The organism is Actinoplanes sp. OR16, assembly GCF_004001265.1.
GTDB lineage: Bacteria > Actinomycetota > Actinomycetes > Mycobacteriales > Micromonosporaceae > Actinoplanes.
The window spans coordinates 722,069-746,313 of sequence record NZ_AP019371.1 but is presented as its reverse complement, the minus strand read 5'-3'; the positions used below and the strand labels follow the sequence as shown (position 1 = coordinate 746,313).

The following is a 24,245-nucleotide window of genomic DNA, read 5'->3' as shown; positions in this document are numbered from 1 at the left end:
ATCGTGCCGGAAAGCGTCTATTCCTGCTTGACGAACTGGGTGGCGGCCGCGGCCAGCGACTTCTGCAGGGCAGTGGTGCTGTGGTGGTTGGTGGAGTACGCGCTCAGCGCGCTGTTCACGGCGTTCTGCCAGGCCTGGGAGCAGGCCGAGCCGTGCGCGCAGGACGGGACCGGGGTGGCCGACTTCCAGTCCTCGACGGCCGCCAGCTGATAGGCCGAGAAGCCGTCGGTCGGCGTGTCGGTCCGCGCCGGGATCGACCCCTTGGCCGCGTTGAACGCCTGCTGCCCGGGGGCCGACCCGACGGTGGCCAGCCAGCACGTGGTGCCGTCCGGGTTGGGCGCGCCGGTCGCGAGCACGAACGAGTCGGCCAGCCACTGGAAGACGTCGCCGTTGCCGGGGAACGTGAACCAGTCGTACGCCCGGAAGCCCTTCGCCGTGAGGTCGGCGGCCTCCCAGTCGCCCATCACCTGGTAGCCCGCCTTGCCGTCGATGAGCAGGCGTTCGGCGTCCGGCCAGTCCATCGCGTCGCGGTCGGCGTTGCTGTACTTCAGCAGCTTGGCGAAGTCGCGCAGCCCGGCCGAGACCGCGGTGCTGCTCCAGCTGGTCTCGCCGGTGAACAGCCCGGAGAACCTCTCCGGGCCGAGCTTGGTGATGAGCACGGCTTCGAGGAGCATGAGCTGGGTCCAGTCGCGGCCGAGCGCGAGCGGCGACTCGATGCCGGCCTTCCTCAGCTTCTCCAGGTCGGCCAGGAACGCGGTGATCGTCTTCGGCGTGGTGTGGATGCCGGCGTCCGAGAGGACCTGCGGATTCGCCCAGACCACGTTGGCCCGGTGCACGTTCACCGGCACCGAGTAGATCTTGCCGTTGACGGTGAGGTCGTCGATCAGTCCCTGGGGGAGCGCCTGGCGCAGGCCCCACGCCTGGAATTCGCCGGTCAGGTCCTCGACCCGGCCGGCGTCGATGTACTCGGAGAGCTCCGCGCCGGCGTGCACCTGGAACGTGTCCGGCGGGTCGTTCTGGGTGAGCCGGGCGGTCAGCACCTGCTTGGCGTTGATGCCGGCGCCCCCGGCCACCGCGCCGTCGATGAACTGCTGGCCCTGGCACTCCTCGGCGAATTGGCCGACCAGGGCGTCCAGCCCGGCCTTCTCGCCACCCTCGGCCCACCAGGTGAAGACCTCCACCTTCGAGGCCTCGGCGTCCTCGTCGCCGCCACTGCACGCGGAGGCCGCCAGCAGCAGGATCACCCCGGCGGCTGCGGCCAGGACACGTCGCGTGTGACGTCCGACCAAACCGGTTCGCATCACGGCCCCCATCATCGAAGTTCGGGAGTACCGTGCCGCCCGGCGTACAAAAGTGTCAACTCATGACACTCACCCGCAGAGCGGCCATATGGATCTTGACCTCGGCAGATGCCGCTCCCACCTTGGTTACCCTGCAGTAGAGATCACAATCAGGCGGAAATTCGGCATGACCATTGGTTGAGCTTTACTGCTAATTCGTTCGTGGTACGTCAAACGGGCCATAGCTCGCGGTCTATCAACATAGCCACAATCGAGGCATGACCGCACCGGGCGACCTCGTGATCCTCGCCGTCCTGCTCTCGCTCTTCGTGGCCTGCTGCGGATATGCCGCCGGCCGGATCCACCAGCGGCGGCAACACGGCGCGGACCGGGCCGAGGCGTACCGGAGCGGGTACGCGACCGGCACCCGCAGCGTGTTCAGCATGGCCGCGCGGCAGGCGGGACGCCGGCGTGAGCGGGTCTCCGCGCGGGTGGCCATCCCCCGGCCGGTGAGCCCGCGGCCCTCGACTCCGGAACCCGCCGATGCCGTCGCGGAGACGGGATCGCCCTCGCACGGTGCCGATCCCGTACCGCAGGGGGGTTTTCCTGCTCCTGCGCCGCATGCCGGGCCTGGCATTCCGGAGCCCGCGGCGCCCGGTGGGGTGACCTATTCGTCGTTGCCCGATCCGCAGTGGGCGCCTCAGCCGCATGTTCCGGAACAGAGGGCGGGCAAGCACACCGTTCCGGAAGAGCTGGTCAGGGCCGCGACTTATCGGCTGGCGCCGGACCGGGTGGCACGGGCGAAGGTGGTCAAGCCGGACGAGTAGCGGCCTCCACCGCCTCCTTGAGGCCCCGGGCCGCCAGCCGGTCGGCGCGCTCGTTCTCCGGGTGACCGGCGTGCCCCTTCACCCAGTGCCAGCTCACCTCGTGCCGCCGGACCGCCGCGTCCAGACGCTGCCAGAGGTCCACGTTCTTCACCGGCTGACGGGACGCGGTCTGCCAGCCGTTCGCCCGCCAGCGGGGCAGCCACTTCGTGATGCCGTCCCGCACGTAGACGCTGTCGGTGTAGATGTCGACGGTGAGCGGCGCGCGGTTGAGTGTCTCCAGCGCCCGGATCGGGGCCATCAGCTCCATCCGGTTGTTCGTCGTCGGATTCGCCTCGCCACCGCACAGGTCCTTCTCGGCGTTGCCGTAACGCAGCACGGCGCCCCAGCCGCCCGGCCCGGGGTTCGGCGCGCAGGCGCCGTCCGTGTAGATCTCCACGACCGTGCTCATGGTCAGTGAGGATAAGGGTGAGGCATTGCATCCCGTGGGACTGCCGTGACGGGCCCTTCCAGGTCGCCGCCGTAAAGTGGCTACGGGCGGCGATTCAAATCCGAGAACGGGCGGAGCTCAATGGTGGGTGCGGTCGAGGTGAGAGACGCCGTGGTGCGCTACGGCGAGAAGACCGCCGTCGATGGGGTGTCCCTGAGCCTTCCCCGGGGACGGGTGCTGGCGCTGCTCGGCCACAACGGCGCGGGCAAGACCAGCCTGCTCCAGGTGTGCGAGGGGTTCCGGCGGCCGGACGGCGGCTCGGCGACGATCCTCGGGCTCGACCCGGTCGGCGACCACGACGAGCTCATGCCCCGGCTGGGGATCATGCTGCAGTCCGGTGGCGTCTACCCGTGGGCCGCGGCCGGCGAGATCCTCGAGCTGTTCGCGTCGTTCGCGGCGAACCCGCTCGACACCGGGATGCTGATGGACCGGCTCGGCCTGCGGAAGGTCGCGCGTACCCGGTTCCGCCGCCTCTCCGGTGGTGAGCAGCAGCGGCTCAGCCTCGCGGTGGCCCTGGTCGGCCGTCCCGAGCTGGTCTTCCTCGACGAGCCGACGGCCGGGATGGACACCGAGGCGCGGCACACCACCTGGCAGCTGATCGAGGAGTTGCGCGCCGACGGCGTCTCCGTGCTGCTCACCACGCACCTGCTCGACGAGGCCGAGCGCCTCGCCGACGACGTGGTCATCATGCGCAACGGGAAGGTCGCCGTCACCGGGACGCCGGCCTCGCTGACCGCCGCCGCGGGGATCGACCTGCTGGAGGTGCGCGCCGACGCCGGCCTGGATCTCACGACCCTCCACCGGGACGTCACCGAGACCTCCCCCGGCGAGTACGCGATCACCGGGTCGCTCGACACGAAGGCCCTCGCCGACGTGCTGGGCTGGTTCGCCGACGCCGGAGCGCACGTGACCGCGGTGAGCAGCCGCCGGCGCACGCTCGAAGACGTCTACCTCTCGTTGACCTCTGATCTGGTGGGAGCCCCGAAGTGAGCGCCGGAACCTTCGCCCCAGCGCCCGGCCGGGCCGCCATGCGGACGATCATCGGCAAGCAGATCCGGATGGAGCTGCTGCTGACCGCCCGGCGCGGCGAGGCGGTGGTGCTGGCCATGGGCGTGCCGCTGCTCGTGCTGCTCGGAGCCGGCCTCTTCGAGGTGACGAACCTGCCGACCGACGACCGGCTCGGGTTCGTCGTGCCCGGCGTGCTCGCGCTGACCGTGATGTCGACGGCGTTCACCGGGCAGGCGATCACCACGGGTTACGAGCGCAGCTACGGCGTCCTCAAGCGTCTCGGCGCCTCCCCGCTGACCCGGCCCGGCCTGCTGCTGGCGAAGACCGCGGCGGTGCTGGTCCAGATCGTCCTGCAGGTGCTGATCCTCGGCGCGGTCGGCTTCGCGGTCGGCTGGCGCCCGCACGGCGACCAGGTGCTGCCCGCCGTGGCGGTGACGGTGCTCGCCGCCGCCGGCTACAGCGGCCTCGCCCTGTTGCTGGCCAGCGTGCTCAAGCCGGAGACGACCACCGGCGCCGCGACGCTGATCTACGTTCTGATGCTCTCCGTCGGCGGCATCATGTTCGCCGCCCCCGACCTGGGCACCGCGGGCTGGTTCCTGCTCCCCCTGGCCGCGCATGCGGAGGCCCTGCGGGACACCCTTCTGTACGGCACGTCAGTCCCGTTCACCATCTGGCTGAGCCTGGGCGCCTGGGCCGTCGTGTGGCTGACCGCCGCGGCCCGCAACTTCCGGTGGGAATAGGCCTCTGTCCATCGATCGGTTGACAGCCGATGACGGCCGCACGGTCGTCCCGTCCTCCTTTGCGGAGACGGCACGATCAGATGCATGGAAGCGATCGAGGTAACCGGACTCCGGAAGACCTACAAGGACCGTGACGCGGTCGCCGGCATCGATCTGGTCGTGGCGCGTGGCGAGATCTTCGCGATGCTCGGGCCGAACGGCGCCGGCAAGACCACCACAGTGGAGATCCTGGAGGGCCACCGGCGGCGGACCGGCGGCGACGTGCGGGTGCTCGGCGAGGACCCGGGCACGGCGGGCTCGGCCTGGCGGACCCGCATCGGCATCGTGCTGCAGGACGCCGACGACGCCGCCGATCTGACCGTCCGCGAGATGGTCCGGCACATCGGCGGCTTCTATCCCGACCCGCGCTCGGCCGACGAGGTGATCGAGCTGGTCGGGCTCACCGCCAAGAGCAAGAGCAAGATTCGTACGCTCTCCGGCGGCCAGCGTCGCCGGGTCGACGTGGCGCTGGGCATCGTCGGCCGTCCCGAGCTGCTCTTCCTCGACGAGCCGACCACCGGGTTCGACCCGGAGGCGCGGCGCCGGTTCTGGGACCTGATCCGCCGGCTGGCCGGTGACGGCACCACCATCGTGCTCACCACGCACTACCTGGACGAGGCCGAGGCGCTGGCCGACCGGCTCGTGGTGCTGGCCGGCGGCCGGATCGTCGCCGAGGGCACCCCGGCCACGCTCGGCGGGCGGTCCGCCGCTGCCGCGCAGGTCCGCTGGCGCTCGGAGGACGGGACGGCGCACGAGGAACAGCACGAGGACCCCACCGATCTGATCCGCCATCTGGTCGCCACCGGGGCGGACCTGACGACGCTCACGGTCACCCGTCCGACCCTGGAAGACACCTACCTCCGCCTGATCGGGGAAGCGCGATGATCGCCGTCAGTCTCAGCCGCGGGCACGTGGAACTGCTCCAGTTCACGCGTGACAAGACCGCGCTCGTCTTCACGTTCCTCTTCCCGGCGATGCTCCTGCTGCTCTTCGGAACGATCTTCGGGGACGATTACACCGACTCCGGAGTCAGCGCGAGCCAGGTCTTCACCGCCAGCATGATCGCGTACGGGGTGCTGAACACCGCGTTCGTGACGATGGGCTCGGGGCTGGCCCTGGACCGGGAGGACGGCACGCTCAAGCGTCTCCGCGGGACTCCGATGCCGGTCTCCGCGTACCTGATCGGCAAGGCTCTTCTGGTTCTCGCCCTGAGCCTCGCCGAGTCGGCGCTGCTGATCCTGATGGGCGTGCTGGTCTTCGACATGCCGCTGCCGGACGCCCAGCACTGGCTCACCTTCTCCTGGATCTTCCTGCTCTCGGTGATCGCGTGTTCGCTGCTCGGCGTCGCGGTGAGCGCGCTGGTCCGCAACGCCCGCAACGCCGGCGGCATCCTCAATGTGCCGGTGGTGGCGCTGCAGTTCATCTCCGGTGTCTTCATCCAGCCGATGAGCCAGCTGCCGGACTGGCTGATCACCGTCGCGTCGATCTTCCCGGTGCGCTGGATGGCCCAGGGCTTCCGGTACGTCTTCCTCCCCGAGGCGGCGCAGAACCAGGAGCTCGACGGCTCGTGGCAGCTCGGCACGGTGGCATTGGTCCTCGGCGCGTGGTGTGTGATCGGATTGCTGCTGTGCCTGAGGACCTTCCGGTGGAACAACAGCGAGCGGTGAGCTCCTCGCCTCCGGCGCTCTGGCTCTGGGACGTCTACTTCGCGGTGGTCGCGGTCGCGGTGTCGGCCGCGATCGTCATGGTCGACGGATACTCGGCCGCTCTCCGGGCCGGTGCGATCGCCGCGATAGCCGCGATGGCGGTCCTGCACGTCGCCGCCGGGCACGCGCTGATCCGGCGGGAGGCGGCGAACACCCCGGCCCTGCTGGTCTGCCTGGCACAGTTGCTGCTCTTCGCGGTGGCGATCGTCTGCGTGCCGGTGTCGACCTGGCTGATGTTCGCGGTCATTCCGATCTTCTTCATGCTGGTCCCGCTGCGCCCGGCGATCGCCCTGGTGGTCGCCGCCAACATCGTGCCGGTCCTCGCGGAGCTGCGGGCCGACCCCGGTGGCATCGGCATCGACCTGGTGATCGCGGCGATCTCCACGGGCTCTGGGGTCTGCATCGGCGTCTGGATCACCCGGACCGTCGAGCAGAGCCAGGAACGGGCCCAGCTGATCGCCGAACTCTCGCAGAACCGCGCCGAACTCGCCCGGCTCTCCCACGAAGCCGGCGTCGCGGCCGAGCGGAACCGGCTGGCCGGCGAAATCCACGACACCCTCGCCCAGGGCTTCACCAGCATCATCACGCTGATTCAAGCGGCCGACCCGGGTCTGCGGGACGAGCGTCTGGCGCTCGCCGTGCGTACCGCCCGGGAGAATCTGGCCGAGTCGCGGGCGCTCATCGCGGCTCTCTCACCCGCCGCCTTGGCTTCCGCTTCACTGCAGGAGGCGGTACGCCGTCAGGCCGCCCGCTTCAGCGAGGAAGCCGGCGTGCCGTCGACCGTCCGGATCACCGGCGACGTGCGGGATCTGCCCACCGCTGTCGAGGTCGTCCTGCTGAGGGCGGCGCAGGAGGCGCTCACCAACGTGCGGCGTCATGCGGGCGCTCATGAGGTGGCGGTGCTGCTGGCTTTCTCCGCTTCCGCGGTCCGGCTCGTGGTGCGAGACGACGGTTGTGGCTTTGATTCCTCCTTAGCGGGAGGTTTCGGACTTTCCGGCATGAAAGACCGCGTCATTCAGGTCGGAGGGGCGCTCACCGTGCACTCCTCCGGCGGCACCACCATCGAAGTGGAGATTCCCGCGTGATCCGGATACTGCTCGTCGACGATCACCCCGTGGTGCGGATGGGCCTGCGCGGCATGCTCGACGCCGAACCCGGCCTCACGGTGATCGGCGAGGCGTCGTCCGGCACGGAGGGGGTGGCCCGGGCCGTGGCGCTTCAACCGGACATCGTGCTGATGGACCTGCGGATGCCCGGCGGCGACGGGGTGGAGGCGACCGGCAGGATCCTGGCCGAGGCGCCCGGCGTCCGGGTGATGGTGCTGACCACCTACGAGTCGGACCGGGACATCCTGCGGGCCATCGAGGCGGGCGCCTCCGGATATCTGCTCAAGGACGCGTCGCCCGCTGAACTCGCGGACGCGGTCCGGGCGGCGGCCCGCGGGGAGACGGTTCTGGCGCCGAGCGTGGCGTCGACACTGGTGCGGCAGGTGCGTACGCCGGCGCCGCCCGCCCTGTCGGCCCGGGAGACCGAGGTCCTGCGTCAGGTGGCGGCCGGCCTCACCAACGCGGAGATCGGCAAACGGCTGTTCATCTCCGAGGCGACGGTGAAGACGCATCTGCTGCGCATCTTCAACAAGCTGGACGTGGCGGACCGCACGGCGGCGGTGACCACAGCAATGCGTCATGGGTTACTTGAGGGCGATTCGACTTAAAAAACCGTTCTGCCGGTAAGGGGACGTTACGCCGGTTAGATTACGGAAGGCGCGACCTCATGCCGGATCACGATCCGGTGTTTGCGCTGCTCATTACCGGTTCCCCGGTGTCTGAGCGGCCTCCTCATTGTGCGGCCCTCAGGCGCGGTACCCGAACAGGCAAACCCGTCGTGAGGCGGGGGCGCAAAGCCAGGGGCCTCCCCGAACGGAGGTAGCCCAGCCGCCGAAGGAGAAAGAAACACATGCGCTATCCACAAGCCCATGCGGCCAAGAGCGGCTCGATTCCGTTCGCGCTGCGTGGCCCGAGGTCCATGCGAAAGGTCCTCTCCGTCGCCGTCGCAGCAGCGGTTGGACTGGCCCCGACGGTCATGTTCACATCCCCGGCCTACGCGGATCCGGCTGTCATCCAGGTCAGCACCGCGACCGCCACCGAGGGTGGCGATCTGCAGTTCACCATCACCCGGGCGGCCAGCCCGGACAACCTCGCCGTGAGTGTGTCCCTGAGCCTCGCTCCAGGTGAGGCGCCCGCCGCCACGGCGGGCTCGGACTACGTGAACTCGGTCCCGAGTTCGGTCTCGGTCACCGGCACCGGCGCCTTCTCGCGGACCATCACGGTCCGGACCATCGACGACGCGCTGTTCGAGGGAAGCACCCCGGAGACGGTGGTCCTCACCGCCACCCCGGCGGGCGGCTCCGCGATCGAGAAGATCGGCACGATCAACGACAACGACGACGCGCCGGGCTACACGATCACCTCCAACAGTCCGGTGACCGAGGCGAACGGCGCGAAGGCGGTCATCACCGCGAAGCTGGACGCCCCGTCCGCCTTCGAGACCGTGGTGACGCTGTCCACGACGCCGGGCACCGCCGCCACCGGGGCGGGCCGCGACTACACCGACATCGACCCGGACCACGACACGATCACCATCGCCCCGGGCAAGACCAGTGGCACCCTGGACATCCCGATCGGCAAGGACAACACCCGGGACTCCGCCGAGACGGAGAACTTCACGGTGAACGCGTCCGCCGAGGCGGCGAAGGTCGCCGCGCCGGCGAACACCTCGGCCCAGGTGAGCATCGTCGACATCGACCCGCTGCCCAAGGTCGACATCGACGACAGCGCGGAGACCGACGGCAGCGAGGCGGACGGGTCGGTCGCCGTCCCGCTGAAGCTCAGCCACGCGTCGGACAAGAACGTCACGGTGCGCTGGGACGCGGGCGCTCCGGCCGCGAAGGTCGAAGGCCACGAGCCGGCCACGCCGGGTACCGACTTCGCCTACCCGGCGTCGACCCAGCGGACCGTCACCTTCCTCCCTCGCGACGTCGAGGAGGACGCCAGCATCTCGATCACCGACGACTCGCTGTTCGAGGCGGACGAGGACTTCGGCATCTCGCTCGCCAGCCCGACGAACGCGGAGCTCGGCACCGAGTCGAAGCTCGACTTCACGATCCTCGACGACGACAGCGGGGAGAAGCCGACCGTCACCATCGAGACGGCGTCGGTCGACGAGGGCAACGCCGGCCGGACGGCCCGGACCATCACGGCGAAGCTGGACAAGCCGTCCGGTAGCCCGGTGAAGGTCAACTACACGGTCGAGGCGAGTGGCACCGACCCGGAGGACGCCTCGCCGGTCAAGGACTTCGTCGCGAAGACCGGGACGCTGACCTTCCCGGCCGGATCGACCTCCCAGACCTTCACGGTCGACATCGTGGGCGACACGATCGACGAGCAGAACACGACCGGGGACGGGCCGGTCGACGGCGAGTTCTTCAAGGTCGACTTCTCCGGGCCGGTCAACGTCCTCCCGGGCTCGGCGGCCGAAATCCTGATCAAGGATGACGACGACAAGCCGAAGGTGACCTTCGACGACATCAAGCTGCCGGAGGGCAACGCCACCACGGCGGTCCTGGTGCCGGTCAAGCTCAGCAACGCGAGCAGCCACGCGCTGACCTTCGAGTTCGAGGACGCGGGCACGGGCACGGCGCAGAGCACGGACACCGGTGTCGGCGGTGGCGACTACACGATGGGTGGCGCCACGATCGTCGTCCGGCCGGAGACCACGTCCGGCTTCGGCGTCATGCTGCTGAACGGCGACCAGATCAACGAGATGGATGAGACGCTCAACCTCTCGCTCACGCCGGACAGCGACAGCGACGACTACCTCTACTCGAGCGCGGAGGAGACCGCGACGGTCTCCATCGACAACGACGACAAGGCGCCCGAGCTCAAGATCAACGATGTCACCGGCCAGGAGGGTGAGAGCGTTCCGGCCACCGCCACCGTCACCGGCGTCTCCGACCAGCCGATGACCGTGACGGTCACGTTCGCCGGCGCCTCGGTCAAGGGTGCCAAGGCCGCCGACGCCGCCGACTTCACCAACCCGGGCAACCAGACCATCACGGTCGACCCGGGCACGGAGCCGGGCAGCCAGATCCCGATCGCCGACGTCCTGCTCACCGACGACGAGGCGAACGAGCCGAACGAGACCATCCGCGTCAGCGGGACCAGCCTCGGCAACTTCGGCACGGTTCTGGAGGGCTCGGTCACCATCGCGGCCAGCGACGGTGGGAAGCCGGAAGAGCCGGGCGCGCCGACGATCACGACGCCGGCCGCGGCCATCAAGGGCGCCGGGAACGCGACGATCTCCGGTAAGGCCAAGGCCGGCGCGACGGTGGACCTGTGGGGTGCGCCGTTCGGCTCGGACGCCAAGCCGGCGAAGATCAAGTCGGTAGTGGCGAACTCGTCCGGGGCCTACACGTTCACGCACAAGATCAGCCAGGGCTTCATCTTCCAGACCTCGGTCGGGGAGCTTGTCTCGAAGCAGCTCGCGGTCCGCGTGACGCAGGTTCCGGCTCTCACCGCCACCTCGCCGAGCAAGGGCAACTTCACGGTCACCGTCACCGGTAACCCGAAGGCCGCCGGCCAGGACATCCTGGTGCAGAGCTGGGTGAGCGGCGAGTGGAAGACCGTCTACAAGGGCAAGACCGCCGGCAACGGCGTCTACAGCATCAGCAAGAAGCTGACCAGCGGAAAGTCTCTGACGTTCCGGGCGTTCGTCGCCGGTGACACCGGTGTCGGCATCCTGGGCGGCTGGAGTGCTTCCAAGAAGGTCACCGTCAAGTAGTCCGCGGTTCGTATGAAGGGGGCGGCCAGGTGGCCGCCCCCTTCTCCGTCAGTCCACCTCGACCACGGCCTGCGCGAACTGCGCCGAGTAGAGCCGCGCATAGGCCCCGTCAGCAGCGATCAGCTCGTCGTGGGTGCCCTGCTCGACGATGCTGCCCTCCTCCATCACCAGGATCACGTCCGCGTCGCGGATGGTGGAGAGCCGGTGGGCGATCACGAAGCTGGTACGCCCGGTCCGCAACGTGTTCATGGCCCGCTGGATCAGCACCTCGGTCCGGGTGTCGACCGAACTGGTGGCCTCGTCGAGGATCAGGATGCTCGGCTCGGCCAGGAACGCCCGTGCGATCGTGATGAGCTGCTTCTGGCCGGCGCTGATGTTCGAACCCTCCTCGTCGATCGTCGTCTCGTAGCCCTCGGGGAGCATCCGGACGAACCCGTCGACGTGAGCGGCCTCGGCGGCCCGTACGACCAGCTCGTGATCGTGCGAATCCGGGGAGGCGCCGTACGCGAGGTTCTCCGCGATGGTGCCGCCGAACAGCCAGGTGTCCTGCAGGACCATGCCGATCTGCTCGCGGAGCTGTTCCCGCGGCATCGTGGCGATGTCCACCCCGTCCAGGGTGATCCGCCCGCTGGTCACGTCGTAGAACCGCATCAGCAGGTTGACCAGGGTGGTCTTGCCGGCGCCGGTGGGCCCGACGATCGCCACTGTCTGACCCGGGTCGACGGTCAGCGACAGGTTCTCGATGAGTGGCTTGTCCGGCAGGTAGCGGAACGAGACGTTCTCGAACGTGATCCGGCCCTGCACCGCGGGCATGTCGACGGGCGCCGGGTCGGGCGTCTGCTCGGGCGCGTCGAGCAGGGCGAACACCCGCTCGGCCGAGGCCACGCCGGACTGCACCAGGTTCGCCATGCTGGCGACCTGGGTGAGCGGCTGGCTGAACTGGCGCGAGTACTGGATGAACGCCTGCACGTCGCCGAGTGTCAGCGTGCCGGACGCCACCCGCAGGCCACCGACGACCGCGACCAGCACGTAGTTGACGTTCGAGATGAACATCATCGCGGGCTGGATCAGGCCGGAGATGAACTGGGCGCGGAAGCTGGACGCGTACAGCTTGTCGTTGTGCTCGCGGAACGTGTCGGCGGCCTCCTGCTGCCGGCCGAAGACCTTGACCAGCGTGTGGCCGGTGAACATCTCCTCGATGTGGCCGTTCAGCTGGCCGGTGGTCTTCCACTGCGCCACGAACTGCGGCTGCGACCGCTTGCCGATCACCGTGGTCAGCCAGATCGACACCGGCACGGTGACCAGGGCGATCAGCGCCAGCAGCGGGGAGATCCAGAACATCACGCCGAGTACGCCGACGATCATCAGCAGGGCCGTGACCAGCTGCGCGAACGTCTGCTGGAGGGTCTGCGCGATGTTGTCGGTGTCGTTCGTGGCGCGGCTCAGCACCTCGCCGCGCGCCTGCTTGTCGAAGTAGGAGAGCGGCAGCCGGGCCAGCTTCGCCTCGACCTGGTTGCGCAGGTCGAAGACGGCGGTCTGCACCACGCGGGCGGTGATCCGGCCCTGGAGCACGCCGAACACCCAGGCGAAGAGGTAGATCACCGCGACCCAGAGGAGGATGTGGCCGAGTTCGGTGAAGTCGATGCCCTCGCCCGGGATCGCGCCGGAACCGGACACCAGGTCGGCCTGGCTGCCCTGACCGCGAGCACGCAGGGCCTCGACGGCCTGGTCCTTGGTGAGGCCGGCCGGGAGCATCTGGCCGATCACGCCATTGAAGATCACATTGGTGGCCTGGCCCAGGAGGTACGGGCCGAGCACCGAGAGCGTCACGCTCACGACGCCGAACGCCAGCACCGCGCCGACCAGGGCACGCTGCGGCTTGAGCAGGCCGAGCAGGCGTTTCGTGGAGCCCTTGAAGTCCTGCAGTTTCTCCGGCGGTCCGCCCGCCATCATCATCCGGGCAGCCGGTGGGCCACCCATGGGCCGCGGTTGCGGCCGGTTCTCGCTCATCGGGTGACCGCCTCCTTCTCGGTGAGCTGGGAGAGGACGATCTCGCGGTACGTCGGGTTGCTGCCCATGAGCTCGTCGTGCGTGCCGGTGCCGACCACCTTGCCGTCGTCGAGCACGATGATCCGGTCGGCGTCGCGGATGGTGCTGACCCGCTGCGCGACGATCACGACGGTGGCCTCCTGACCTCCGTCGGCCGTCAGATAGTCGGTGAGAGCCGCTCGCAGCGCCGCGTCGGTGGCGTAGTCGAGGGCCGAGAACGAGTCGTCGAAGAGGTAGATCTCCGGGCGGTGCACGAGCGTGCGGGCGATCGCGAGACGCTGGCGCTGACCACCGGAGACGTTCGTGCCGCCCTGGGCGATCGGGGCGTCGAGCCGGCCCTCCATCGACTCGACGAAGGCCTTCGCCTGCGCGATCTCCAACGCCGTCCAGAGTTCCTCGTCGGTGGCGTCCGGGTTGCCGTACCTCAGGTTGGAGGCGATCGTGCCGGTGAACAGATAGGGCCGCTGCGGGACCAGGCCGATGGTGCGGGCCAGCAGATCGGGATCGAGGTCGCGGACGTCGACGCCGTCCACGAGGACCGTCCCGCTGGTCGCGTCGAAGAGCCGGGGGATCAGGTTGAGCAGTGTCGTCTTCCCGCTACCGGTGCTGCCGATGATCGCTGTGACTTCACCGGGACGAGCTTTCAATTGTACGTCGGAAAGAACCGCTGCCTCGGCCCCCGGGTACCGGAAATCCACGTCCCGGAGTTCGAGCTCACCGTGTCGCGCCAGCGTGGTGACCGGCTCGGCGGGCGGCGTCACGCTGGTGTCGGTGTCCACCACTTCCTTGATCCGCTCAGCGCAGACCTCGGCGCGAGGGATCATCATGAACATGAAGGTCGCCATCATGATCGACATGAGGATCTGCATGAGGTAGCTGATGAACGCCGTCAGCTCGCCGACCTGCATGCCACCCGAGTCGATCCGGTGACCGCCGAACCAGACCACCGCGACGCTGGAGATGTTCACGATCAGCATCACGGTCGGGAACATCAGCGCCATGATCCGGCCGACCCGCAGCGAGACGTCGGTGAGGTCGTCGTTGGCGACCTCGTAACGCTCCCGCTCGTGGTCGTCCCGGACGAACGCGCGGATCACCCGGATACCGGTGATCTGCTCGCGCATCACCTGGTTGACCCGGTCGAGACGCACCTGCATGAGCCGGAACAGCGGCCGCATCCGGGTGATGATCAGGCCGACCACGGTGATCAGCAGGGGCACGATGACCAGCAGCAGCGAGGAGAGCGGCACGTCCTCCCGCAGCGCCAGCACGATGCCGCCGACGCACATGATCGGCGCCGACACCATCAGCGTGAAGGTGAGCAGCACCAGCATCTGGATCTGCTGCACGTCGTTCGTGGTCCGGGTGATCAGCGAGGGCGCGCCGAACTGGCCGACCTCGCGGGCCGAGAAGGTCTGCACCCGCTCGAAGATGGAGGCGCGCAGGTCACGGCCGACCGCCATGGCCGTGCGAGCGCCGAAGTACACCGCCACACCCTGAGCAGCGATCTGGACCAGCGTGATGCCGAGCATGCCGGCGCCGACCCGCATGACGTAGCCGGTGTCGCCCTCGACCACGCCGTTGTCGATGATGTCGGCGTTGAGCGCCGGTAGGTAGAGCGTCGCCAGCGTCTGCAGGAACTGGAAGAGCACCACGAGGGCGATCTCAGTTCGGTACGGACGCAGGTGGACGCGAAGTAGTCTGATCAGCACGTCGCCTGATCCCCCCGCTCCGTTTCGGTTGTCAGAATTCCATCCAGTAGCAGTGCGGCCAGGTCGGCGCCGCTGAACGTCTCCGGCTCGCCGAACGGGCCGAAGGCGTCGGCGCCGCAGTTCAGCAGCAGCAGACGGGTGGCCCGCTGCACCGAGACCCGCAACCGGTGGGCGTCCGGCGCGAAGACGCCCTCCACCGCCTCGCGCAGCCGCTCGCGGGCCGCCACCATGCGTTCCTGAGCGGCCGGGTCGGGAGCGCTGAAGATCAGCCGGCGGGCCGCGCCCATCAGGTGCGCCTGCTCGGTGAACCGCCGGTGCACCAGCTCGGCCGTGATCGCGACGCGCTCCCGCAGATCGGCGGCGGGATCGATGGCCGCGATCCCGTCGAGCGTGCCCTGCGGGTCGAGCGCCTTGATCATCGAGCAGACCACGAGCTGGCTCTTGCTCTCGAAGACGCCGAAGATCGTGCCCTCGGCGACCCCGGCGGCGTGCGCGATCTGCCGCGTGCTGACGTCGAGGCCGTGCTCGTGCAGCAGGGGGATGGTCGCCGCGATCAGCGCTTCCCGCCGCTCCTCGGGTGCCATGGCGGGCACGCGCCTGCGCCTGTTCTCCATGCCGGCCAGCCTAATGAGCGAGCACTCACTCATCCACTGACTTTTGTCATGGGTGGGGCGGTCGAACCGGATCGGCGGAAGAGGCGTATCAACAGAATGTGAGCGACGAAAAGCCGTACCGCCGTGTAGCAAGGCACCTGACCACCGGTTTTGCCGCAGTCCTGGTCTTCCTGGCACTCATCGTGCCGGACCAGATCTTCCGGCTTCCGCCCGGTAATTCGGCCTTCACCGCTCTCCTGCGAGTCCCGGTCGAGGCTCTGGTGGCCGGCGCGATCCTGCTCCTGCTCCCGGTACGGGGGCGCCTCGGCCGGGCCCGCACGCCGATCGTCATCGGGCTGGGCGTCCTGCTCGGCCTGCTCACCGTCGTGAAGTTCATCGACATCGGGTTCTTCGCGGTGCTGGCCCGCCGGTTCGACCCGGTCCTCGACTGGATCCTCGTCGACGACGGCTTCAACTTCCTCACCGACTCGATCGGCAAGCCCGCCGCGATCGCCGCGGCCGCCGGCGCCGTCGTCCTCGCCGCCGGGCTGGTCACCGGGATGGCCTGGGCGGTCCACCGGCTGGCCGGCGTCATGACGGCTCACCGTGCCGGGGCCTGGCGGGGCCTCGGCGCGGTGGGCGCCGCCTGGGTCGCCCTCACGGCGCTGGGCTTCCAGCTGATCGGCGGCATCCCGGTCGCGTCGTACACCGCCGCCGAGCTCGCCGCGCACACCGCGCTCGCCCTGCCGAACGACCTGCGCGACCGGAAGCGGTTCGCCGAGGAGGTGCAGGTCGACGCGTTCCGGGACCGGCCCGCCGACCAGTTGCTGACCGCGCTGCGGGACAACGACGTGGTCGTCTCGTTCGTGGAGAGCTACGGACGGGACGCGGTGGAGAACCCGCAGTTCAACGGCGCGGTGCTGGAGAGTCTCGCGGCGAACGGCGGCAAGCTGGCGAAGGCCGGGTTCGCGTCCCGCAGCGGATACCTCACCTCGTCCACCGCCGGCGGCGGCAGCTGGCTCGCGCACGCCACGTTCCTGTCCGGCCTGTGGATCGACAACGAGCAGCGGTACCGCAGCCTGGTCTCCACCGACCGGCTCACCCTGACCAGGGCGTTCGCGAACTCCGGGCATCGCGCGGTGGGCGTCGAGCCGGGCATCACCTTCGCGTGGCCGGAGGGGCGGTTCTACGGCTACGACCACATCTACGACTCGCACACGCTCGGCTACAACGGCCCGGCCTTCAGCTGGTCCACGATGCCCGACCAGTACGTCATGTCGGCGTTCCAGAAGCTCGAATACGCGAAGAAGGACCGCGGGAAGCTGCTCGCCGAGATCACGCTGACCTCCAGCCACACCCCGTGGGCGCCGGTGCCGAGCATGGTCGGCTGGGACGAGGTCGGCGACGGCAGCGTCTACGGCCCGATGGTCAGCGGCGCCGTATCACCGCAGAGCCTGTGGAAGGACGGCGACCGGGTCAAGTCCGAGTACGCCCGGTCGATCGCCTACTCGCTGGACAGCCTGCTGGGTCACGCCGCCGAGTACGGCGAGGACGACCTGGTGATGGTCTTCCTCGGCGACCACCAGCCGGCGCCGGTGGTGGTCGGGCAGAACGCCACCCACGACGTGCCGATCACGATCGTCGCGAAGGATCCGAAGATCTTCGAGCGGATCGCGTCCTGGGGCTGGACCGACGGGCTCAAGCCGGCCCCGGACGCCCCGGTCTGGCGGATGGACACCTTCCGGGACCGGTTCCTGACCGCTTTCGGCCCGGACGGCGACCCGCACTGACATTCCTCCACCCTGGACCGGCCGGCCACAACGCCCCGTGGCCGGCCGGTTCGCCTCTTCCGGCGCTCAGTCGACGATCTCGATGACCTGGCCGGCCGGCAGGCGCGGCGTCTTCGGCGGCGCCGAGTGGGCCGGGTCGAGGCTGCCGAGCCGCAGCGCGAGGAACGGCCAGCCCAGGCCGCCCAGCATCTCCCGCAGGGCGACCCGGCTCGACGGGATCTCCACCGGGCCGCTGAGCGGCAGGAGGCTCACGGCCTGCTCGGCGGCGGTCAGCCACAACCGGCTCAGCGCCTCGCCACCACGCAGCCAGTCGACGGAGTCGTCGCCGGTGCCGTAGAGGACGGCGTACGTCGCGCTCCGATCGTGCCCACCGCCTGCCGCGAGCGTCCCCTTGGCCTGGAAGTCACGCTCGGCGACGGTGGTGAGCGGCAGCTCCTCGGGAAGCGCCGAGGCCGGGATGCCGGTGCCGTCCTCGCGCTCGCCGCCGACCCAGTTCGCCATCTCGGCGCGCAGGCGCTCGTCGGTGTCCTGCGCCTTCTGCGACTGCTCGACCGCGACGGCCAGTTCGATGACCTGGTCCCGGTTCAGGACGTGCAACCGGGCGCCGCCCTCCTCGGCGGCCTTGGTCAGGAACGTCAGCACGCTCTCCGGGACGGCGTCGTCGGTGACCGTGCGCCGGTCGGTGCGCCGGACCTGCAACATCTGGAAGTGCCGGGTGGCCTCGGGCCGGATCGGCTCCCGCTCGGTCAGCGTGATGATCGCCAGCGGCCCGTTCTCCGGGGTGTCCGGCCGGGAGATCTCGTAGCGCCAGCCCTCGGCTTCGAGCGCCACCTGGGCGTGGTGCAGGGCGGTGCCGCAGCTGAGCAGCAGCATCCGGCCCTCCGGGTCCTGCTCGGTGAGTTGCCGCTCGGTCACGCCGAAAAGCCGGAGCTCACCGCTCTGCACGACCCAGCGCCACGGTTGAGTGTTGTGGATCGAAGGAGCGAATCGTGCAGCGTCCGCAGCCTGCACCAGGGCCTTCTTGACCTCTTCCGCGTTGCTCATGACACCAGTATTCCCGGTACCGGGTGCTCCGAGCACGGCCTTCAGACCCTAGTCTGCCCAGGTGTTCTCAATTGATCTAGGCGACGGCGCGGAGCTGCGGCCGCTCGAGCCCTGGCAGGCCGCGGAGTTCCTGGCGCACATGGATCGGGCCCGGGAGACGGTCGACCCGTGGATCCCGTGGGCGAGCATCAGCACCGACCTGGAGAGCGCGACGGCGACGCTGCGCCGGTACGCCGACAGGCAGGCCGCCGACACCGGCCGCCTCTTCGGCATCTGGCGGGACGGCGTCCTGGTCGGCGGAACCATGTTCGTGGCCTTCGACACCGGATCCGGCAACTGCGAGATCGGCTGCTGGCTGGAGCCGGCCGCGACCGGCCGTGGGCTGATCACCGCGGCCGTCCGGGTGCTGATCGACTGGGCGTTCCGGGTCCGCGGCATGCATCGGGTGGAGTGGCACTGCGACCCGCGCAACGTGGCCAGCTCGAACGTGGCCCGCCGGCTCGGCATGACCCTGGAGGGCACGCTGCGGGAGGCGTACCCGTGGAAGGGCACCCGCCGGGACACCGAGATCTGGGCTCTGCTGAATGCTCACTGAGCCGTCCCGCACCCACCGGCGGGAGGACGGCCGCGACGTCCCGCTGCTGCTCTGGCGGTTCCCGTCGTCGCTGCTCGCCGCGTCGACGGCGGTCCTCGGCGGGGGTGTCGGACCGCGGGAGTGGCTGATCAACGCGAGCGTGCCGATGTCGTACTCCCGGCCCGACCCGGACGCGCACCTCGCCGAGCTCGCCGGGAACCTGGGCCTCACCGGCGCCGGCGTCGGCCTGATGACCGGAGTGGACGTGGCCGACGTGGTGTCCGCCGGCGACGACGGCGTGCGGGTCTGGGCCACCGTCGGCCTCGGCGCGCCGATCCCCGCGTCCGATCCCGGCGCGGCCGGCTTCGCGCACCGGCCGGGGACGGTGAACATCGTGGTGTGGGTGCCGGAACGGCTCGGCGACGGCGCCCTGATCAACGCGGTGGCGACCGCCACCGAGGCGAAGGCGCAGGCCATCGGGGATCTGGGCCTGGCCGCGACGGGCACCGCCACCGACGCGGTGGTGGTGCTCTGCCCGCTCGGCGGCCCGGTCGCCGCCTACGGCGGGCCGCGGTCGCGGTGGGGCGCGCCGATGGCCCGGGCGGTGCACCGGGCCGTGCTCGACGGCGGCGCGGTCAACCTGGCGACCGGCCGCTCCTGGTCCTCGCGTTCCTGATCCGGGCTAGGGCCTCAGCACGCCCGTGTCGGTGAGGATCCGCTGCGCGCCGCCCTCCCGCAGGTAGTCTATGAAGATCGTCGTCTCTGGCGCCGTGTTCAGGGCCGCGATGGTCAGGCGGCCACCGGCGAACGTCCCCGGCTGCCCGGAGACGGCCACCCCGTCCAGCGCCGCCGGGTCGTCGGTCGCCAGGACGTCGGCCGCCTGGCCGGCCAGTTCCGCGTTCGTCCCGTAGCCGAGGACCACCTCGGCCTGCGGATTGCGCGCCTGGAAGTCGTCCCGGATCAGGTCGAACGTCTTCCGCAGGGATTCCGACGCGAAGACCTCGACCCGGCCGATCGCCTCCGGCGCGAGGCTGGTGGCCGGAACGCCGCCGCCACCGTCGGCGTTCCCGGTCGCGGCCGGTTCCGTGCCGCAGCCGGTGAGTGCCAGGGCGCAGGAGATCAGGATGACCGGTAGCGATTTCACTCGGGCGCCTCCGCTTCATGGGTGCTGTCGGCATTTCGACGCTAGTGGCGGGAGTTCGGTGCCGTACCAGCGGAAATAGGCACGAAAGAACCGACAAATTCGGGTGAATCGCCCTGCGCTGAGGGCGTTGCGCACGTCACTCCGACCCTCCATGCTGGTGGGCGTGCCCGAACGCATCGCCGAAGTCACCGCCCTGCTCGCCGAGGTGCTGGCTCCGCGCGCGCCCCTCACCGTGATCGTCGACGGCGGTGATCCCGGCGCCGCGGCAGCGTTCGCCTCACGCCTCGCCGCCGCGTTCCCGTCCGCGTCCCGGGCCTGGAGCATCGACGCGGTCCTCGGCCTGACCGGTCCCGGTGGCGGCCTGTCCGACTCGGCCCTCAACGTCCTCGAACCGGCCACCGACCGGATCCTGGTCTTCCTGCGCGGCGGCCCCCGTCACCGGTTCGCCGAGGGCGGCGGCGAGCGCCGGGCCCAGGTCGTGATCGACCACCGCGACCCGGAGTGGCCGGTGATCAGGCAGATCGACCCGGACCTGGCCGACCCCGACCGGTGGTACCTCTCCGAGAGCCGCGCCTTCTTCGCGGCCAAGGCGGCGAGCTGGGACGCCAAATTCTCCGACGACATGCCCCGGTACGCCGAAGCCGTTCGCCTCGCCGGAGTCCAGCCCGGCGACGTCGTCCTGGACGTCGGGTGCGGCACCGGCCGCGCGCTGCCGGCACTCGCCGCCGCTGCCGGACCCACCGGCCGGGTCCTCGGCCTCGACTTCACCCCCGAGATGCTGGAGCAGGCCCGCAAGGACGGCCGCGACGAGTGCGCCGCCCTGGTCCTGGCCGACGCCCGCCGCCTCCCCGCCGCCGACGCCTCCGCCGACGTGCTCTTCGCGGCCGGCCTGGTCCACCACCTGCCCGACCCGGTGGCCGGCCTCGCCGAACTGGCCCGCGTCACCCGTCCCGGCGGCACGCTGGCGATCTTCCAACCGACCGGCCGCGCGCAGCTCGCCGCCCGGCACGGCCGCACCCTGCGACCCGGCGAACCGCTCAGCGAGGAACGCCTCGGCCCGCTGCTCGCCGGCGCCGGGTGGGAGCTGCGCGACTACGAGGACGTCCCGGACCGCTTCCTGGCCCTCGCTGGCCGCTGCTGACGCCCTTCGATAGCCTTCGGTCCCGTGACCGACGTCAGAATGCTCGCGCGCCGCTGGGCGGAGGTATGGACCCGTGCCTGGCCCGCGCAGGACGTGGAGGCGATCACCGCCCTCCAGGCCGAGTCCGGTGACCACTATGCGTCGATGTTCCGGCGGTACTCCGGAAGAGCGGGGCTGCGGGCGTACCTCCAAGAATGTTTCGCCGAAGAGAAGCGCCCGGCGGAAGTCCGGTTCGCGGAACCGCTGGTGGACGGCGACACGGCCGCGGTGGAGTACTGGGCGGTCATCCACCCGGGCGACGAGCCGCTGACCATCTCCGGCTGCACGGTGCTGCGCTTCGGCGCCGACGGGCTGGTCGCCGAGTCCCGCGACTACTCGCACGCGACGCCCGGCCGTTCCGAGCCGGCGCCGGAGGTGTTCGGGTGATCTCGCTGGACGACGACCTCGAACCGCTTGCCGCTCTCGTCGGGGACGCCCGGGTGGTCGCGGTGGGGGAGTCGGCCCATCACGTCCCGCAGTTCTGGGAGCTGCGCAGCCGGGTGGTGCGCTTCCTCGTGGAGGAACTCGGCTTCACGGTGGTCGCCGTGGAATCCGGGTTCAGCGAGGGTCTCGCGGTGGACCGCTGGATCCGCGGCGGGGAGGGCTCGCTCGCCGAGGTGGCCGAGACGGGCATGACCTACCGGCACGGCCGGCTCGCCGAGGAGCGGCAGTTCCTGGCGATGCTGCGTGAGCTGAACGAGCGGGGCACCCCGGTCGCCTTCGCCGGCATCGACCTGCCCGGCGACCTGGCCTCGATGCTGCCGGCGCTGGAGAGCCTGGGCCGCTACCTCTCGACGGTCGGCGATCCCGGTGCCGCGGAGCTTCTCGAGCGGATTCACACCCACGCCATGTCGTACGCCGGACCGCACACGGTTCCGGCCTTCCTCGCATATCGGGCGATGGCCGCTGCGGATCGCAACGAGCTGACCGCCCTGCTGGCCGAGCTGTCCGCCCGCTTCGACGCCGATGGCCCGCTCTATCGACGCAGCTCCGGCCCCGCGGCGTTCGCTGTCGCCCGGCACGAGTTGCGCCTGGCCGTCCTGCTCGACCAGGCGCTGCGCGCGCAGTGCGCCGGCTCGCTCCTGCCGAACGTCCGCGACGCCGCGATGGCCGAGACGACGCTGGGCCTGTTGTCGAGAGCTCCCCTGCGGATCTTGAGTGATGTTGTGTCTCGGGGTGTGCAGGATCGCTCAAGATCTGTGAGTGGTGGCGGTGGTGGCGGTGGTGGCGGCGGTGCTGGTGGTGGCGGCGGCGCTGCTGGTGGTGGCGGTGCGGGTGGTGGCGACGGTGCGGGGCTTCAGGCGTCTTTCAGTGGCCGGGCCGGTGCTTCCCCGCGGATCTTGAGCGATGTCGTACCTCCGGGTGTGCAGGATCGCTCAAGATCTGTGAGTGGCGGCGGTGGTGCGGGTGTCGACGGTACTGGTGGTGGTGGCGGTGCGGGTGGTGGCGACGATGTGGGGCTTCAGGCGACTTTCAGTGGCCGGGCCGGTGCTTCCCCGCGGATCTTGAGCGATGTCGTACCTCCGGGTGTGCAGGATCGCTCAAGATCTGTGAGTGGCGGCGGTGGTGCGGGTGTCGACGGTGCTGGTGGTGGCGGCGACGGTGCGGGGCCTCAGGCGTCTTTCAGTGGCCGGGCCGGTGCTTCCCCGCGGATCTTGAGCGATGTTGTACCTCGGGGTGTGCAGGATCGCTCAAGATCTGTGAGCGGCGGCGGTGCTGGTGGCGGCGACGGTGGCGCTGGCAGCGACGGTGCGGGTGGTGGCGACGGTGCGGGGCCTCAGGCGACTTCCAGCGGCCCAGCCGGTGCTTCCCCGCAGATCTTGAGCGATGTCGTACCTCCGGACGTGCAGGATCGCTCAAGATCTGTGGTGGCGAGTGGGGAAGGGCCGCGGGTGGTGCTGCTGGCCGCCAACTCGCATCTGCAGCGGGTGCCGTTGCGGCTCGGCGAGGTCGAGGTGCCGGTGCTCGGCAGTCATCTGGCCGAGGCGCTGGGGGACGATTTCGTCAGTATCGCGGTCACCGCTCAGGGCGGGCGTACTCCCACGCGCCGCCCCGCGCCGGACGAACCGGGTGGGGTGGCGATCGTCGAGGTGGAGCTGGCGGCGCCGGCCGAGGGGAGCGTCGAGGCGCTGGCGGCCGGGCATCCGGGTCCCGTGCTGGCCGACCTGCGGCCGCTGCGGGGTACCGGCGAGGGGCCGCGGCGGCTGCGGGTGCTGGACTCGTGGACCGAGGTGCCGGTCGCGGACGGGTTCGACCTCGTCGTCACGCTGCCGGAGATCGGCTGAGTCAGGACAGGTGCTTCAGCTCGGCGGTCAGGAGACCGGTGAGGTAGTCGTGGCGTTCACCGCCGGCCGGGATGCCCCGGCTCGGACCCTCGGTGAGCATCAGCGTGTAGAGGTGGACGCGGTACAGCGCCAGCCGGACGAGCGCGGCGCTGGTCCACGGCTCGGTCCGGGCGTACCCGGCCAGGAAGGGATGCTCCGGCTCGTCCTCGATGCGCCGGAAGAGGGCGGGGGAGACCAGGTCGAGCAGCGGGTCGCCGTAGAGAAAGCGTTCGCCGTCGACCACCCCGCTCAGTGAGCCGTCCGGCGCCACCAGCACGTTCCCGTCCCACAGGTCCCAGTGCAGCAGCGCGGGCCGGGTGACTTCGGCGAGGGCGTCGTGGTGGCGGGCGAGGAGGCCGTCGAGGGATGGCAGCGGCACGTTCCAGTGGTCGGCGTCGGCGCGCAGCTGATCGACCATCGCCGCGAAGACGGCGGGCCAGGATTCGCCGGACGGGCGGTCGCCGGTGTAGCCGAAGCGCGGGCCGGTCACCGTCTGCACCCGTGCCACGGCGGCGCCCAGCTGCCTGCGGGCCTCGGGGGAGTCGCCCTCGGTGAGCGGCCGGCCGGGCAGCAGGGTGGTGATCAGCCAGGACGGTTCGGCGCCGAGGGCCGAGGTGGCCAGGACCTCGGGGACGGGCACACCCGGCACCTCGGCGCGGACGATCCGGAGATACTCGGCTTCGGCCGGCAGCAGCTGCCGCTCGTACCCCAGAAGGGGAGCCTCCGGCGGAGGTCCCACCTTGACCACGACAGCATCTCCGGAGCGGAGAGTGGCCCTCCAGACGGTGGCGAAACCACCCCCGGTGAGCTCGGCGCCGGCGCTGACATCGCAGCCGAGGCCTTCGCGGACGATCGCGGCGACGTCGTCGAGGGTGAGAGATCGCTGAGTCGGACTGCGCATGACAGGCA

At 70.2% G+C, this 24,245-nt stretch carries 22 protein-coding genes and 1 riboswitch; of the genes, 14 read left to right on the top strand and 8 right to left on the bottom strand.

What is annotated here, in order from left to right; all coding sequences use genetic code 11:
• Positions 1-17: 17 nt before the first annotated feature.
• Positions 18-1,301 (bottom strand): ABC transporter substrate-binding protein, encoded by a 1,284-nt coding sequence (locus EP757_RS03370; RefSeq protein WP_127542742.1) that lies wholly within the window; start codon positions 1,299-1,301, stop codon positions 18-20.
• Between the two features lie 257 nt (positions 1,302-1,558).
• On the opposite strand from EP757_RS03370, the gene EP757_RS03365 reads away from it, so the two are divergent.
• Positions 1,559-2,107: a hypothetical protein gene (locus EP757_RS03365; protein ID WP_127542741.1), complete on the top strand. Its 549-nt coding sequence runs from the start codon at positions 1,559-1,561 to the stop codon at positions 2,105-2,107.
• Here EP757_RS03365 and rnhA read toward each other — a convergent pair.
• On the bottom strand, positions 2,091-2,555 hold the full coding sequence (rnhA, locus tag EP757_RS03360) for a ribonuclease HI (protein ID WP_127542740.1): 465 nt from the start codon (positions 2,553-2,555) through the stop codon (positions 2,091-2,093). The genes EP757_RS03365 and rnhA overlap by 17 nt on opposite strands.
• A 138-nt stretch (positions 2,556-2,693) precedes the next feature.
• Here rnhA and EP757_RS03355 point away from each other — a divergent pair, with 138 nt between their 5' ends.
• The 7 genes from EP757_RS03355 to EP757_RS03325 all read left to right on the top strand — a co-directional run bounded on the left by EP757_RS03355 (position 2,694) and on the right by EP757_RS03325 (position 10,926).
• Positions 2,694-3,584 carry an ABC transporter ATP-binding protein gene (locus EP757_RS03355; RefSeq protein ID WP_232050352.1) on the top strand — a complete coding sequence of 297 codons (891 nt, stop codon included), beginning with the start codon at positions 2,694-2,696 and terminating at the stop codon, positions 3,582-3,584.
• Positions 3,581-4,342: an ABC transporter permease gene (locus EP757_RS03350; protein WP_232050351.1), complete on the top strand. Its 762-nt coding sequence runs from the start codon at positions 3,581-3,583 to the stop codon at positions 4,340-4,342. The genes EP757_RS03355 and EP757_RS03350 overlap by 4 nt, the downstream gene beginning before the upstream one ends.
• A gap of 84 nt (positions 4,343-4,426) precedes the next feature.
• Positions 4,427-5,266: an ABC transporter ATP-binding protein gene (locus EP757_RS03345; RefSeq protein WP_127542738.1), complete on the top strand. Its 840-nt coding sequence runs from the start codon at positions 4,427-4,429 to the stop codon at positions 5,264-5,266.
• Positions 5,263-6,048 carry an ABC transporter permease gene (locus EP757_RS03340; RefSeq protein ID WP_127542737.1) on the top strand — a complete coding sequence of 262 codons (786 nt, stop codon included), beginning with the start codon at positions 5,263-5,265 and terminating at the stop codon, positions 6,046-6,048. The genes EP757_RS03345 and EP757_RS03340 overlap by 4 nt, the downstream gene beginning before the upstream one ends.
• Positions 6,027-7,172: a sensor histidine kinase gene (locus EP757_RS03335; protein ID WP_232050350.1), complete on the top strand. Its 1,146-nt coding sequence runs from the start codon at positions 6,027-6,029 to the stop codon at positions 7,170-7,172. The genes EP757_RS03340 and EP757_RS03335 overlap by 22 nt, the downstream gene beginning before the upstream one ends.
• Positions 7,169-7,801, top strand: a complete 633-nt coding sequence (locus EP757_RS03330; RefSeq protein WP_127542736.1) for a response regulator transcription factor — start codon at positions 7,169-7,171, stop codon at positions 7,799-7,801. Before EP757_RS03335 ends, EP757_RS03330 begins: the two co-directional genes overlap by 4 nt.
• A gap of 148 nt (positions 7,802-7,949) precedes the next feature.
• A riboswitch (cyclic di-GMP riboswitch) is annotated at positions 7,950-8,029 on the top strand.
• Positions 8,030-8,043: 14 nt separating this feature from the next.
• Positions 8,044-10,926: a Calx-beta domain-containing protein gene (locus EP757_RS03325; RefSeq protein ID WP_127542735.1), complete on the top strand. Its 2,883-nt coding sequence runs from the start codon at positions 8,044-8,046 to the stop codon at positions 10,924-10,926.
• A 48-nt stretch (positions 10,927-10,974) separates the two neighbouring features.
• Here the strand turns inward: EP757_RS03325 and EP757_RS03320 are convergent, their stop codons facing one another.
• From EP757_RS03320 to EP757_RS03310, 3 genes are read right to left on the bottom strand one after another with little or no spacing between them, the layout of a single operon-like run.
• On the bottom strand, positions 10,975-12,936 hold the full coding sequence (locus tag EP757_RS03320) for an ABC transporter ATP-binding protein (RefSeq protein WP_127542734.1): 1,962 nt from the start codon (positions 12,934-12,936) through the stop codon (positions 10,975-10,977).
• On the bottom strand, positions 12,933-14,687 hold the full coding sequence (locus EP757_RS03315; protein WP_127542733.1) for an ABC transporter ATP-binding protein: 1,755 nt from the start codon (positions 14,685-14,687) through the stop codon (positions 12,933-12,935). Before EP757_RS03315 ends, EP757_RS03320 begins: the two co-directional genes overlap by 4 nt.
• The gene (locus EP757_RS03310; RefSeq protein WP_174262335.1) at positions 14,681-15,301 is read right to left on the bottom strand and encodes a TetR/AcrR family transcriptional regulator; all 621 of its coding nucleotides are present in this window, start codon (positions 15,299-15,301) and stop codon (positions 14,681-14,683) included. The genes EP757_RS03315 and EP757_RS03310 overlap by 7 nt, the downstream gene beginning before the upstream one ends.
• A 98-nt stretch (positions 15,302-15,399) precedes the next feature.
• On the opposite strand from EP757_RS03310, the gene EP757_RS03305 reads away from it, so the two are divergent.
• Positions 15,400-17,070 (top strand): sulfatase, encoded by a 1,671-nt coding sequence (locus EP757_RS03305; protein WP_127542732.1) that lies wholly within the window; start codon positions 15,400-15,402, stop codon positions 17,068-17,070.
• 66 nt (positions 17,071-17,136) lie between these two features.
• On the opposite strand, the gene EP757_RS03300 is transcribed toward EP757_RS03305, so the two are convergent.
• Positions 17,137-18,114, bottom strand: coding sequence for a nitroreductase (locus EP757_RS03300; RefSeq protein WP_127542731.1), 978 nt, complete (start codon positions 18,112-18,114; stop codon positions 17,137-17,139).
• A 61-nt stretch (positions 18,115-18,175) separates the two neighbouring features.
• Between EP757_RS03300 and EP757_RS03295 the strand changes: the two genes are divergently transcribed.
• Positions 18,176-18,709, top strand: coding sequence for a GNAT family N-acetyltransferase (locus EP757_RS03295; RefSeq protein ID WP_127542730.1), 534 nt, complete (start codon positions 18,176-18,178; stop codon positions 18,707-18,709).
• Positions 18,699-19,364, top strand: coding sequence for an adenosylcobinamide amidohydrolase (locus EP757_RS03290; RefSeq protein ID WP_127542729.1), 666 nt, complete (start codon positions 18,699-18,701; stop codon positions 19,362-19,364). Before EP757_RS03295 ends, EP757_RS03290 begins: the two co-directional genes overlap by 11 nt.
• Before the next feature lie 6 nt (positions 19,365-19,370).
• Here the strand turns inward: EP757_RS03290 and EP757_RS03285 are convergent, their stop codons facing one another.
• Positions 19,371-19,832 carry a hypothetical protein gene (locus EP757_RS03285; protein ID WP_127542728.1) on the bottom strand — a complete coding sequence of 154 codons (462 nt, stop codon included), beginning with the start codon at positions 19,830-19,832 and terminating at the stop codon, positions 19,371-19,373.
• Between the two features lie 163 nt (positions 19,833-19,995).
• Here EP757_RS03285 and EP757_RS03280 point away from each other — a divergent pair, with 163 nt between their 5' ends.
• Genes EP757_RS03280 through EP757_RS44430 form a run of 3 tightly spaced genes read left to right on the top strand, consistent with a single transcriptional unit; the run spans position 19,996 to position 23,297 of the window.
• Complete coding sequence (locus EP757_RS03280) at positions 19,996-20,973, top strand: class I SAM-dependent methyltransferase (protein ID WP_127542727.1); 978 nt, start codon at positions 19,996-19,998, stop codon at positions 20,971-20,973.
• 24 nt (positions 20,974-20,997) lie between these two features.
• The gene (locus EP757_RS03275; RefSeq protein ID WP_127542726.1) at positions 20,998-21,399 is read left to right on the top strand and encodes a nuclear transport factor 2 family protein; all 402 of its coding nucleotides are present in this window, start codon (positions 20,998-21,000) and stop codon (positions 21,397-21,399) included.
• Complete coding sequence (locus tag EP757_RS44430; RefSeq protein WP_160165758.1) at positions 21,396-23,297, top strand: erythromycin esterase family protein; 1,902 nt, start codon at positions 21,396-21,398, stop codon at positions 23,295-23,297. Before EP757_RS03275 ends, EP757_RS44430 begins: the two co-directional genes overlap by 4 nt.
• A 1-nt stretch (position 23,298) precedes the next feature.
• Here the strand turns inward: EP757_RS44430 and EP757_RS03265 are convergent, their stop codons facing one another.
• A complete protein-coding gene (locus EP757_RS03265; protein ID WP_127542724.1) occupies positions 23,299-24,237 on the bottom strand; it encodes a phosphotransferase family protein in 939 nt (312 codons plus the stop codon).
• Positions 24,238-24,245: the final 8 nt, after the last annotated feature.

Coding starts and splice junctions, on each gene's coding strand:
- EP757_RS03370 (WP_127542742.1), bottom strand. CDS start 1,301: ATGCGAACCGGTTTGGTCGGACGTCACACGCGACGTGTCCTGGCCGCA.
- EP757_RS03340 (WP_127542737.1), top strand. CDS start 5,263: ATGATCGCCGTCAGTCTCAGCCGCGGGCACGTGGAACTGCTCCAGTTC.
- EP757_RS03345 (WP_127542738.1), top strand. CDS start 4,427: ATGGAAGCGATCGAGGTAACCGGACTCCGGAAGACCTACAAGGACCGT.
- EP757_RS03265 (WP_127542724.1), bottom strand. CDS start 24,237: ATGCGCAGTCCGACTCAGCGATCTCTCACCCTCGACGACGTCGCCGCG.
- EP757_RS03320 (WP_127542734.1), bottom strand. CDS start 12,936: ATGAGCGAGAACCGGCCGCAACCGCGGCCCATGGGTGGCCCACCGGCT.
- EP757_RS03365 (WP_127542741.1), top strand. CDS start 1,559: ATGACCGCACCGGGCGACCTCGTGATCCTCGCCGTCCTGCTCTCGCTC.
- EP757_RS03310 (WP_174262335.1), bottom strand. CDS start 15,301: ATGGAGAACAGGCGCAGGCGCGTGCCCGCCATGGCACCCGAGGAGCGG.
- EP757_RS03325 (WP_127542735.1), top strand. CDS start 8,044: ATGCGCTATCCACAAGCCCATGCGGCCAAGAGCGGCTCGATTCCGTTC.
- EP757_RS03300 (WP_127542731.1), bottom strand. CDS start 18,114: ATGAGCAACGCGGAAGAGGTCAAGAAGGCCCTGGTGCAGGCTGCGGAC.
- rnhA (WP_127542740.1), bottom strand. CDS start 2,555: ATGAGCACGGTCGTGGAGATCTACACGGACGGCGCCTGCGCGCCGAAC.
- EP757_RS03290 (WP_127542729.1), top strand. CDS start 18,699: ATGCTCACTGAGCCGTCCCGCACCCACCGGCGGGAGGACGGCCGCGAC.